Annotated in this window: 11 protein-coding genes; 4 read left to right on the top strand and 7 right to left on the bottom strand. The window is 58.7% G+C overall.

The features are described from left to right. Positions 1-225: 225 nt before the first annotated feature. Both rpsI and rplM read right to left on the bottom strand, forming a co-directional pair. On the bottom strand, positions 226-618 hold the full coding sequence (gene rpsI, locus HX803_RS19350; RefSeq protein WP_016971570.1) for a 30S ribosomal protein S9: 393 nt from the start codon (positions 616-618) through the stop codon (positions 226-228). Between the two features lie 14 nt (positions 619-632). Then, positions 633-1061 carry a 50S ribosomal protein L13 gene (rplM, locus tag HX803_RS19345; RefSeq protein ID WP_003188508.1) on the bottom strand — a complete coding sequence of 143 codons (429 nt, stop codon included), beginning with the start codon at positions 1059-1061 and terminating at the stop codon, positions 633-635. Positions 1062-1310: 249 nt separating this feature from the next. On the opposite strand from rplM, the gene HX803_RS19340 reads away from it, so the two are divergent. Continuing rightward, positions 1311-2351 carry an NADP(H)-dependent aldo-keto reductase gene (locus HX803_RS19340; RefSeq protein ID WP_176995105.1) on the top strand — a complete coding sequence of 347 codons (1041 nt, stop codon included), beginning with the start codon at positions 1311-1313 and terminating at the stop codon, positions 2349-2351. 114 nt (positions 2352-2465) lie between these two features. On the opposite strand, the gene HX803_RS19335 is transcribed toward HX803_RS19340, so the two are convergent. After that, the gene (locus tag HX803_RS19335; protein ID WP_176995106.1) at positions 2466-3602 is read right to left on the bottom strand and encodes an acyl-CoA dehydrogenase family protein; all 1137 of its coding nucleotides are present in this window, start codon (positions 3600-3602) and stop codon (positions 2466-2468) included. Positions 3603-3822: 220 nt separating this feature from the next. Here HX803_RS19335 and HX803_RS19330 point away from each other — a divergent pair, with 220 nt between their 5' ends. Then, positions 3823-4743, top strand: coding sequence for a GlxA family transcriptional regulator (locus HX803_RS19330; RefSeq protein ID WP_178922965.1), 921 nt, complete (start codon positions 3823-3825; stop codon positions 4741-4743). 129 nt (positions 4744-4872) lie between these two features. Here HX803_RS19330 and zapE read toward each other — a convergent pair whose 3' ends face one another. From zapE to HX803_RS19315, 3 genes are all read right to left on the bottom strand, one after another. Beyond that, positions 4873-5967, bottom strand: coding sequence for a cell division protein ZapE (gene zapE, locus HX803_RS19325; protein WP_176995107.1), 1095 nt, complete (start codon positions 5965-5967; stop codon positions 4873-4875). A 79-nt stretch (positions 5968-6046) separates the two neighbouring features. Further along, on the bottom strand, positions 6047-7402 hold the full coding sequence (locus HX803_RS19320) for a tryptophan--tRNA ligase (protein WP_178922667.1): 1356 nt from the start codon (positions 7400-7402) through the stop codon (positions 6047-6049). Positions 7403-7426: 24 nt separating this feature from the next. Continuing rightward, positions 7427-8056: an alpha/beta hydrolase gene (locus HX803_RS19315; protein WP_176995109.1), complete on the bottom strand. Its 630-nt coding sequence runs from the start codon at positions 8054-8056 to the stop codon at positions 7427-7429. A gap of 147 nt (positions 8057-8203) precedes the next feature. On the opposite strand from HX803_RS19315, the gene HX803_RS19310 reads away from it, so the two are divergent. Then, positions 8204-8641, top strand: coding sequence for a YhcB family protein (locus HX803_RS19310; RefSeq protein ID WP_003171734.1), 438 nt, complete (start codon positions 8204-8206; stop codon positions 8639-8641). Positions 8642-8837: 196 nt separating this feature from the next. Here the strand turns inward: HX803_RS19310 and HX803_RS19305 are convergent, their stop codons facing one another. Beyond that, on the bottom strand, positions 8838-10562 hold the full coding sequence (locus HX803_RS19305; RefSeq protein WP_178922665.1) for an ABC transporter ATP-binding protein/permease: 1725 nt from the start codon (positions 10560-10562) through the stop codon (positions 8838-8840). Between the two features lie 432 nt (positions 10563-10994). Here HX803_RS19305 and HX803_RS19300 point away from each other — a divergent pair. Further along, on the top strand, positions 10995-11564 hold a 570-nt coding region (locus HX803_RS19300; RefSeq protein ID WP_218647108.1), incomplete at its 3' end, for a dermonecrotic toxin domain-containing protein.

The raw sequence follows: 11564 nt of genomic DNA, 5'->3' as shown, positions 1-11564 counted from the left end.
GTCTACTAAGTATTGAATCTTTGCTTATAAAAATTTTGTCGGATGGTAATGAAAAGCCCCACGTATGACAAGGGAATTGCCCGGGACTCCGCCCTCAGGCCTTGTAGTATAGGGGGTCTACGGATGTGGCAAGTTGTCACGCGCAAATTTGTGCATAAATCGCAGGCAATAAAAAACGCCCAGCTCCGTGAGGAGGCTGGGCGTTTTTGTGGAACGTAAAGCGAATTAACGCTTCGAGTACTGCGGACGCTTACGCGCTTTACGCAGACCGACTTTCTTACGTTCAACTTCACGGGCATCGCGAGTCACGAAGCCAGCTTTGCGCAGAGCGCTACGCAGGGTTTCGTCGTAGCTCATCAGTGCGCGAGTGATACCGTGGCGGATTGCGCCAGCTTGACCACTTACACCGCCACCGATAACGGTGACGTAGATGTCGAACTTTTCAACGGTCTCGGTCAATTCCAGCGGCTGACGAACTACCATGCGGGCAGTTTCGCGGCCGAAGAAGTTGTCCAGGGAGCGGTTGTTGATCGAGATGTTACCAGTGCCCGGACGCAGGAAAACGCGTGCGGTTGCGGTTTTGCGACGGCCAGTGCCGTAATTTTGAGTCGCCGACATAATGAACTATTCCGTTAAAACTTCAGTTCTTGGGGCTGCTGAGCAGCATGAGGGTGTACAGCGCCCGCATAGACTTTCAGCTTGCGAAACATATCGCGACCCAGTGGGCCCTTAGGCAGCATGCCTTTGACCGCGATTTCGATCGGGGCTTCAGGCTTCTTGGCAATCAGGCCTTCGAAGTTGGAAGACTTGATACCGCCTGGGAAACCGGAGTGACGGTAGTACATTTTGTCGCTTGCTTTGTTGCCGGTTACACGAACCTGCTCAGCGTTGATGATGACGATGTAGTCGCCGGTATCAACGTGCGGGGTGTACTCAGGCTTGTGCTTGCCACGCAGACGGCTGGCGACTTCAGTGGCCAGACGACCCAGGGTCTGACCAGCGGCGTCGACGACAAACCAGTCGCGCTGAACTGTTTCCGGTTTTGCAGTAAAAGTTGTCATTCTTTAATAGCCTCAGGGGCCGCCTGTAAATTTAGACGGCGGATCTTACTGAATAGTGCGTACTTTGACAAGGTCAAAGGCAGCCGGATACAGACGCTATCGGGGGCTCGGGTCGGCGCGTCCGTTCAACGGCAAGATTCTTCGGCAGGCGGCGCATCACTTCCACTGCAGAAAGAGGTGGGCAATTATGCAGATTGCCAAAAAAAATTCAACCTGCTTTTATGATTGTTTTCCCCGAAGGAGTACCCGATGGATTATCGACAGCTGGGCCGTACGGATCTGAACGTGAGCGCGATAGCCTTGGGCACCATGACCTGGGGCGAGCAGAACAGCGAGGCAGAGGCCTTCGCACAGATCGAGCGGGCCAAGGCCGCGGGGATCAACTTCCTCGACACCGCCGAAATGTACCCGGTGCCGCCCAAGGCCGACACCTATGCCACCACCGAACGCTACATCGGTAACTACTTCAAAAGCCGCGGCGATCGTGCCGACTGGGTCCTGGCCAGCAAGATTGCCGGCCCCGGCAACACCATCGACTACATCCGCGACGGCCACCTGCGCCATAACCGCAAGCACATCGTCGAAGCCCTGGATGCCAGCCTCAAGCGCCTGCAGACCGACTGGATCGACCTCTATCAGCTGCACTGGCCGGAGCGCAGCACCAACTTCTTCGGCCAACTGAGCTACAAGCACAAGGACGAAGACAACCTCACCCCACTGGAAGAAACCCTTGAGGTGCTGGACGAGCAGGTCAAGGCCGGCAAGATACGCCACATCGGCCTGTCCAACGAAACCCCGTGGGGCACCATGAAATTCCTGGCCCTGGCCGAAGCTCGTGGCTGGACCCGCGCCGTGTCGATCCAGAACCCCTACAACCTGCTCAACCGCAGCTTTGAAGTGGGCCTGGCGGAAGTCGCCATTCGTGAACAGTGCGGCCTGCTGGCCTACTCGCCCCTGGCGTTCGGCATGCTCAGCGGCAAGTACGAGAACGGCGCACGCCCGGCCAAGGCACGCCTGACCGAATACAGCCGCTTCAGCCGCTACTTCAACCCGCAGTCGGAAGCGGCCTGCAGCCGTTATGTGGCACTGGCGCGGGAACATGGGCTGGACCCGGCGCAGATGGCGTTGGCGTTTGTGACGCAGCAACCTTTTGTGACCAGCAACATCATTGGCGCCACGTCGCTTGAGCAACTGGACAGCAACATTGCCAGTGCCGACCTGAAATTGTCGAAAGAGGTGTTGGAGGGGATTGAGGCGATTCAGAAGGATCATCCGAACCCTGCGCCTTGATTGATCTTTAGGCCGCCATCGCAGGCAAGCCAGCTCCCACATTTGAATGTATTCACAGCTCAAAATGTGGGAGCTGGCTTGCCTGCGATGAGGCCCTCAGCAACACCAAAAAAATCAAAGCGCCCGCGCAATAATCTCTTTCATGATCTCATTGGTCCCCGCATAAATCCGCTGCACCCGCGCATCCGCCCACGCCCGCGCAATCGGGTATTCCCACATGAAGCCGTAACCACCGTGCAACTGCACGCACTCATCGAGCACCTTGCATTGCAAATCCGTGGCCCAGTATTTGGCCATCGCCGCCGTGGGCACATCCAGCTTGCCCTCCAGGTGCAACGCGATGCACTTGTCCACAAACACACGCCCGATCTGAATCTCGGTGGCCATCTCCGCCAGCTTGAACCGGGTGTTCTGAAAATCGGCAATCGCCTTGCCAAACGCCTTGCGCTCGCGGGTGTACTCCAGCGTCCACGCCAGGGCCGCCTCGGCTGAAGACACGGCGCCAATCGCCACGGTCAGCCGTTCCTGGGGCAACTCCTGCATCAAGTACGCGAAGCCCATGCCGGCCTGGCCCAGCAGGTTTTCCTTGGGCACTCGCACGTCCTGGAAGAACAGCTCGGAGGTGTCCTGGGCTTTCATGCCCACCTTTTCCAGGCGCTTGCCCTTGTCGAAGCCTGGCGTGTCGGCCTCCACCAGGAACAGGCTGGTGCCCTTGGCCCCGGCCTTGGGGTCGGTCTTGGCCACCACGATCACCAATTCGGCCAGGTAGCCATTGGTGATGAAGGTCTTGGAGCCGTTGATCACATACTCATCACCGTCCAGCACCGCGGTGGTCTTGACCCCTTGCAGGTCGGACCCGGCGCCCGGCTCGGTCATGGCAATCGCGGTGACCATCTCGCCGGAGATCAACTTGGGCAGGTATTTGTGCTTCAGCGCCTCACTGCCGTAATGCAGGATGTACGGTGCCACGATGTCCGAATGCAGGGAGAAACCGATGCCGGTCAGGCCCAGTCGGCTGATCTCTTCGATCACCACGGCGCTGTACAAAAAGTCCGCGCCCAAGCCGCCGTATTCTTCCGGCAGATGGGAACACAACATCCCCGCCTCCCCCGCCTTGCTCCACAGGCCACGGTCGATATAGCCCTGTTTTTCCCATTGCCCATGGAACGGCGCGGCATCTTTTTCGAGGAAAGTGCGCACGCTGTCGCGGAAGAGTTCGTGCTCCGGGCTGTACAAGGTTCTGGGAATCATGGGTCACCTGCGTGGATTGTCGGACAAGGACGAGCCCACAGAGACTATGCCGCGAAAGCATCACGGGACACTGGACACATGCGACAAAAAATAAGACGATCCAGCCGTCTGGTGACCACTTTCCCCTATAAGAATAAATGAAATTATGTCTAACCAAATCTCCACGCCCCTGCGGCGCGTCAGCATTTTGGCCATTGATCGGGTATTCGCTTCCACCCTCATGCAAGCCAAGGATTTCTTCCACCTCGCCAGCCTGCGTTACGGCAAACAACAAGGCCTGGGCCTCACCCCCGCATTCGAAACACGCCTGGTCAGCCCCGACGGGCAATCGGTACGCAGCTTCAGCAATGTGATCATGCCGGTGGACGGCGGCCTGGAAAACGCCGACATCATCGTATTGCCGGCCTTCTGGGATGATTTCGACGCGCTGTGTGTGCGCTACCCTCAAGTGCTGCCGTGGCTGCGTGAACAACACGCCCGTGGCGCCGTACTCTGCGGCGAAGCCACCGGGGTGTTCTGGCTGGCTGAGGCCGGCCTGCTCGATGGAAAGGAAGCGACCACCTACTGGCGTTTCTTCAACGCCTTCAGCGAGCGTTTCCCCCGAGTCCAGCTCAATCAGGACAAGCACCTCACCGACGCCGACAACCTGTATTGCGCCGGCGGCACCACGTCGGCGTGCGACCTTTATATCTACCTGATCGAACGCTTCTGCGGCGCCAACATCGCCCAGGCCGTGGCCCGCGACATCCTTTACGAAGTGCAACGCAGCTACTCACCAGGACGCATCGGGTTTGGCGGGCAGAAGCTGCACCAGGACGTGATCATCCTGCAGATCCAGCACTGGCTCGAAGAGCACTTTGCCGACAAGTTCCGCTTCGAAGACGTGGCCCGGGAACACGGCATGAGCATCCGCAACTTCATGCGCCGCTTCCAGACCGCCACCGGCGACAAGCCGTTGCACTACCTGCAACGCCTGCGCATCGAGACGGCCAAGGGCCTGCTCTCGGGCAGCCGCAAGAGCATCAAGACCATCAGTTATGAGGTGGGTTACGACGATGCGAGTTTCTTTGCGCGGTTGTTCAGGCAGCACACGGAACTGTCACCGAACCAGTATCGGCAGCAGTTCCAGCAGGCCGCATAAGAAAGGTTGACGCAGTAAACAATGTGGGAGCGGGCTTGCTCGCGAATGCGTTGGATCAGTCACCATTTCCAGTGCCTGACACTCCGTATTCGCGAGCAAGCCCGCTCCCACATTTGATCTACAGCGTTCTTAGGGCTTGTGACCGCGCGACAGGAACTCGTGGGACTGCATTTCCAGCAAGCGGCTCAGCGTACGTTGGAACTCGAAGTTCAAGCGACCACCGGTGTACAGGTCCTTGAGCTCAACTTCCGCCGAGATGATCAGCTTCACGTTGCGGTCGTAGAACTCGTCGACCATGTTGATGAAACGGCGTGCAATGTCGTCGGTGGTGACGCTCATCTGCTCCACGCCACTCAGGATCACCGCGTGGAAGATCTTGCCCAGCTCGATGTAGTCGTTCTGGCTGCGCGGGCCGTCGCAGAGGGCGCGGAAGTCGAACCAGGCCACGTCATCACAGGTGCGCAAGGCGATGATTTCGCGGTTCTCGATCATCAGCTTGTCGTTTTCCACCGCCTGGGTGCATTCCGGTGTCAGCGCACGGAAGCTCTTTTTCAGGCTCTCGTGGGCCGCTTCGTTCAGCGGGAAGTGGAACAGCTCGGCTTGCTCCAGATGGCGCAGGCGGTAGTCGACGCCACTGTCGACGTTGACGATCTCGGTGTTCTGCTTGATCAGCGCAATGGCGGGCAGGAAGCGCGCACGTTGCAGGCCGTCCTTGTACAAACCGTCGGGCACGATGTTCGAGGTGGCAACCAGGGTCACGCCGTTCTTGAACAGCTCTTCCATCAGGGTGCCGAGGATCATGGCATCGGTGATGTCGGAGACGAAGAATTCATCGAAGCAGATCACCCGTGCTTCTTCGGAGAAACGCTTGGCGATGATCGTCAGCGGGTTCTTCTCACCCGGCAGGGTCTTCATTTCTTCGTGCACGCGCTTCATGAAGCGGTGGAAGTGCGTCCGGACCTTTTCCTTGAACGGCAGCGCTTCGAAGAAGGTGTCTACCAGGTAAGTCTTGCCCCGGCCGACACCGCCCCAGAAGTACAAGCCTTTGACCGGCGTGTGGTCTTTCTTGCCAAACAGCTTGCTGAACATCCCTGGCTTGTTTTGCGAAGCGGCGATCAGGTCGTCGTACAGGCGCTGCAAATGGCGCACCGCATTTTCCTGAGCCGCATCATGGAAGAATTCAGGGCGTTTCAGATCAGCTTGATATCGTTCTAGGGGCGTCATAATTTCGTTAGCAAGGCAACAAAAACGGGCCGTCACTGTAACGACGGCCCTGGATAATGGCAATCAACCCTTGGTCGGGTTAATCCTCGATAGGGGTCAACGCAACGCGCAGGGCTTCGATGGCCGCATCGCGCGACGCTTCGTCGGCGAACTCGGCGCTGTCGGCCACCGCAGCGCCGTCCAGCCATACGCTGAAGCCCTGGGCTTCGTTGCGTACGTCCAGGGCGTCGCCACTTTGCAGCTGCTTGGTCACCGCGCCAGCGGCTTTACCGTCGGCAAAGTTGCGCGACAGCAGCAGTTGTTCGCCATCGGCGGCCAGCAGACGGAAGCGGAAGCTGCCGTCATCTTCACGAAAGCTCACGAAGCGCGCGGCTTTCGCAGCTTTCTTCTTGGCCGCCACCGGCGCTGCCGCTTGATTGACGAACGAGCGCAAGCCCACCGCTTCACGCAACTCAGCCAGGAACGGCGCCGCCACGGCACGGGCTTTCTTGGCACCGATCAGCAGCAGGTCTTCCATGTCGGACGGGCGCGACATCAATTGATGGTAACGCTCGCGGGCTTCACCCAGCTGGCCGTCGAGCAGTTGGAACAGGCGGTTCTTCGCCTCGCCCCAGCCCAGACCTTGCAGCAATTCAGCGCGGAACTCTTCTTCCTGAGCCTTGCTGGCAAACGCCTGGTACAAGGTGAACAGGTGCGAGTTGTCCGGGTCTTTGGCTTCGCCCGGCGCGCGGGAGTCGGTGACGATGCGCGAGATGGCGTCTTTCATGTCCTTGGCGCTGGTGAACAACGGGATGGTGTTGTCGTAGCTCTTGGACATCTTGCGGCCATCCAGGCCCGGCAAGGTGGCGACGCTTTCTTCGATCAGCGCCTCGGGCATGGTGAAGAATTCTTTACCGTTGCCGAACAGGTGGTTGAAGCGCTGGCCGATGTCGCGGGCCATTTCCACGTGCTGGATCTGGTCGCGACCGACCGGCACCTTGTGCGCGTTGAACATCAGGATGTCCGCCGCCATCAACACAGGGTAGCTGTAAAGGCCCATGCTGATGCCCGCATCCGGGTCTTCGCCGGCTTCCACGTTCTTGTCCACCGAGGCTTTGTACGCATGGGCGCGGTTGAGCAGGCCCTTGGCGGCCACGCAGGTGAGCAGCCAGGTCAGCTCGGGGATTTCCGGGATGTCCGACTGGCGATAGAACGTCACCCGGTTCACATCCAGGCCACCGGCCAACCAGGTCGCAGCGATTTCCATACGCGAGCGCTGGATGCGCTGCGGGTCATCGCACTTGATCAGGGCGTGGTAGTCGGCCAGGAAGTAGAAGGAGTCGGCATTGGCATCCTGGCTGGCAAGGATCGCCGGGCGGATCGCGCCAGCGTAGTTGCCCAGGTGCGGCGTGCCGGTGGTGGTGATGCCGGTGAGGATACGGGTACGAGTCGTCATGGGTAATCGCTTATCAGACTGCTATCAATTCGAGAGGCGCGGCAGCACCAGATCCTTCAGATCGGTGAGCTTGCCGTGAAAAAAGTGCCCGCATTCTGCCACTTTCAGCAGCTCATGGGGGCGTTTCAGGGCGGCGGACCAGTCGTAGACGGTCTGCGGGTCGACCACTTCGTCGGTTTCCGGCTGGATCAGGGTCAGCGGGCAGCCCTGTGGCAGCACGTCGGTATCACGCAGGCGCATCACCGCCGCGGCCACCATGAACAGGTGCGCGAGTTGTTCGCCCTTGGCTTCCAGGCGTCCGCCGAGGCTGGCCGCCACATAGCCGCCGAAGGAGAAACCGAGCAAGGTGATCGGCAAATCCGGGTGTTTTTCCCGCAGCCAGGTGGCGGCCGCTTCGGCGTCATCCACTTCACCGGTGCTCATGTCGTGAGTGCCGGCACTGGCGCCGACGCCACGGTAATTGAAACGCAATGTAATCAAACCGGCATCGCGGGCGGTGCGTTGCAGGGTCGAAACGACTTTATTGAGCATGGTCCCACCCTGCACCGGATTGGGGTGGCAGATCAGCGCCAGGCCACGTGGCTCGGGGTGATCCAGGTACAGGGCTTCCAATTGGCCCACCGGGCCATCGATCAAAACGGGGGTTTCACGCATGAGCAAGGAATGAACTCCGTGACCTCTCAAAGGGTCGACTCGTCTAGCTAAAAGTCTGTGCATGGCATCATTGCGAGCTTAATCGCGGTATACAGCGCAGGTCCGAGCCGTTAACGTAAAGCAAAGCCGTTTATAGAGGAAGGACTCGTGGAACACTCGCTCTTAGTTTGGTTGTTGCCGACTCTTGCCCTGGTTGCCGGTGTCGCCATTGGTTTCCTGGTTGCTCGCTTGCTGCCCAATGCCGCGCCTAACCGCACGCAGCGTCAGCTGGATGACATCCAGGAACGTTTTGACAGTTATCAGAACGAGGTTGTTACCCACTTCAACAGCACCGCGACCCTGGTCAAGAAACTCACCCAGAGCTACCAGGAAGTACAGGATCACCTCGCCGATGGTGCCAACCGCCTGGCCCTCGACGACATCACCCGTCAGCGCCTGCTGGCCGCGTTGCATTCCGATGCACCGCAAACCCCACGGGAGCGCCTGACCCCACCCCGGGAAAACCAGGAGCCGCCACGGGACTACGCGCCAAAAACGCCGAACGCCCCAGGCATGCTGGATGAGCATTACGGCTTGAAGAAGTAACTTCTCTTCACGCACAAAAAGCCCGGCTGATCGATGATCAGCCGGGCTTTTTGTTACCTGCTCATTCTCAAGAACACTGGAAACCCAATGTGGGAGCGGGCTTGCTCGCGAACACGGAGTGTCAGTCACAGCAACTACAACTGACACAACGCATTCGCGAGCAAGCCCGCTCCCACAGTTTTGACCGCATGCGGCCTTAAGCCACGGGTTGCTCCCGCAACAACCCGCTCTCGATCCGCACATGCCGCCCATGGAAGCGCTTTAGGCTGCTGCGATGGCCGACGCTGACGATGCTCAGCCCCGGCAACTCATCGATCAACGCCTGGTACAACGTCGCCTCGTCCTCTTCATCCATGGCCGAGGTGGCTTCGTCCATGTACAGCCATTGCGGTGCGAACAACAACGCGCGGGCAAACGCCAGGCGCTGCTGCTCACCCGGCGAGAGCATGCGCTGCCAGTGATTGGCTTCGTCCAGGCGCGCCACCAGATGCGGCAGGCGGCAGGTCTCCAGCACCTGTGCATAACGTTCGGCCGGGTAGAGGCTGTCCTCCTGTGGATAACTCAACACCGCCTTCAGCGTGCCAATCGGCAGGTAGGGCTTTTGCGGCAGGAACAGGTAGCGCGCCGCCGGCAGGCGAATGCTGCCGTGGCCTGCGGGCCATAAATGCCCCATCGCCCGCAGCAACGTACTTTTGCCGCTGCCGGAACGACCACTGAGCATCATGCGCTGGCCCGGCTCCACCGTCATATCGGCATGGGTGAGCAAATGGCGGCCGTCGGCCAGGTCCATGCCCAGGTCTTGCACCACCAGGCGCTCGCCTTCCGGGCGCACGTCGATGGCCGGCGCGCGCTGCTCGTTCTCGCTCATGGCCTGATGGAAACTCAGCAAACGATCACTGGTGGCGCGCCACGACGCCAACTCCGAATACGCGCTGATAAACCAACTGAAGTTCTCTTGTACATTGCCGAAGGCCGAGTTGATTTGCATCAGCTCGCCCAGCTCGATCTTGCCGGTGAAGTAGCGCGGCGCGGCGACGATGAACGGGAAGATGATTGCGATCTGGCTGTAGCCGGCGGTGAAGAACGTCAGGCGCTTGGACACTTTCATGATGTCCCAGAAGTTGTGCCAGACCTTGCCGAAACGGGCGCTCAGGCGCTGGTTTTCATTCGGCTCGCCGTTGTACAGCGCAATACTTTCGGCGTTCTCACGCACGCGCACCATGGAGAAACGCAGGTCCGCTTCGAAACGTTGTTGTTGGTTGCTCAAGCCGATCAAGCGACGGCCGATCAAGTGCGTCAGCCAACTGCCGACGGTGGCATACAACAGCGCGCACCAGAACATGTAGCCGGGGATGGTGATGCCAAACACTTCGATGCTGCCCGACACGCCCCACAGGATGATGGAGAACGACACCAGGCTGACCACGTTACGCAGCAACCCGAGGCCCAGGCTCAAGGTGCTGGAAGTGAAGTTATTGAGGTCTTCGGAAATCCGCTGGTCCGGGTTATCGGTGTAGCCGCCCTGCTCCAGCTGGTAGTAGTTCTTGTCGGCGAGCCACCGCGCGAAGTGTTTCTCGGTGAGCCAGGCACGCCAGCGGATGGTCAGCATCTGGGTCAGGTACAAGCGATACACCGCGCCCAGAATCGCCACGGCGGCGATCCCGCCGAAATAGCCAATCAGTTGCCAGAAGGCATCGGTGTCCTTTTTCTCCAGAGCGTTGTAGAAATCCTTGTACCAGTGGTTGATCCACACGGAGATCGCCACGCTGAACAGCGACAGGCCAATCACCGCCGCCAGCAACAACCAGGCCTTGCCCTTCTCTTCGCTGCGCCAATACGGTGTGATCATCGCCCAGGTTCGGCGGAAGAATTGCCCACGCACCGCGTCGTTGACCGCGGAATACTCAGCGTTATGGTTCATTGTTCAGGCTCGGTCGAAGAAAAATGAATGACACCGGTTCGATCATAGTGGATCAGCCCGATAGGCCACGCGGTCTGAAACATATCGTTCAGTCAACGTTCAGTTCATGAATTTTATTTAATGTTTGCCCTCCCTACTCGGTCGGACCGCGCAGAAAAAGACTGCACATACAAGGCCAGGAACTTAAGCGCCAATTTCACCAACTTACCGGCTTAGCATTCAATATGCACCTAGCCAGGACGGCACTTTAGAGAATATGAAAGCATGCCGAGATCCCAGAGCGTCCCCTTCGTTTCCTTTTTCCCAACCCCCTCGCACTACGCAACCACGAGAACGCCGCAGCCGATAACCGACGTACGGGAGAAAAAGCCAAGTTCACCAGGGCGCCCTACTGACGCTTATCACACGCAATTGCCGCACAGCAGCGAGGACGTGCAGCGCTATATAAAGAACAATGTGAGCAGCCTGTTGACGCCTGCGCAGGAAGTTTCAAAATTGATCGCACGTGCCCTGCACAAAAAATTCGGCATGACGATCAACCCTGACACAACCTATATCGTCACCACTAACTACGACCTTTCCAAAGGCAAACCACGTGACGGCAAGATGCTCAACAGCATCAGTCTTACTGATGCAGCGCTTACCAACATGCGCACCCTCAACACCGACGACAACACGCTCTCATCTGCCCAAAAAACCAACAAAAAAGTGCTGGATATCATTGGCAAATTCTCGGTCGTTGGCGGCCTCCTTAATTTATTTAGAGCCCCCTCGCCCCCCACCCTGCCCAATCCTGACAACATGTTTGAATACGTCGTGGGGAGTATTTCGAACCAAAAAACACCCTCACCGGATCTATCCTCAAAACTCCCGTTTGCCCCCCAAGCGTTCCGTGATCCCGTTTGGAATACGGAACTCGCCGCCCCGTATAAAAAGTATCTGGACAGTTTCTGGCGGTCCCATGAAACCACCTACCAGCAATTGAGCAAGATCGCGTTTGCC

Source organism: Pseudomonas sp. P7548 (assembly GCF_013386585.1).
GTDB lineage: Bacteria > Pseudomonadota > Gammaproteobacteria > Pseudomonadales > Pseudomonadaceae > Aquipseudomonas.
This window is presented reverse-complemented; position numbering and strand designations above follow the sequence as displayed.

Bases quoted from the DNA above. Each gene is read 5' to 3' on its own strand.
- rpsI (WP_016971570.1), bottom strand. From the start codon at position 618: ATGTCGGCGACTCAAAATTACGGCACTGGCCGTCGCAAAACCGCAACC.
- HX803_RS19330 (WP_178922965.1), top strand. From the start codon at position 3,823: ATGCAAGCCAAGGATTTCTTCCACCTCGCCAGCCTGCGTTACGGCAAA.
- rplM (WP_003188508.1), bottom strand. From the start codon at position 1,061: ATGACAACTTTTACTGCAAAACCGGAAACAGTTCAGCGCGACTGGTTT.
- HX803_RS19315 (WP_176995109.1), bottom strand. From the start codon at position 8,056: ATGCGTGAAACCCCCGTTTTGATCGATGGCCCGGTGGGCCAATTGGAA.
- zapE (WP_176995107.1), bottom strand. From the start codon at position 5,967: ATGACGCCCCTAGAACGATATCAAGCTGATCTGAAACGCCCTGAATTC.
- HX803_RS19335 (WP_176995106.1), bottom strand. From the start codon at position 3,602: ATGATTCCCAGAACCTTGTACAGCCCGGAGCACGAACTCTTCCGCGAC.
- HX803_RS19340 (WP_176995105.1), top strand. From the start codon at position 1,311: ATGGATTATCGACAGCTGGGCCGTACGGATCTGAACGTGAGCGCGATA.
- HX803_RS19305 (WP_178922665.1), bottom strand. From the start codon at position 10,562: ATGAACCATAACGCTGAGTATTCCGCGGTCAACGACGCGGTGCGTGGG.
- HX803_RS19320 (WP_178922667.1), bottom strand. From the start codon at position 7,402: ATGACGACTCGTACCCGTATCCTCACCGGCATCACCACCACCGGCACG.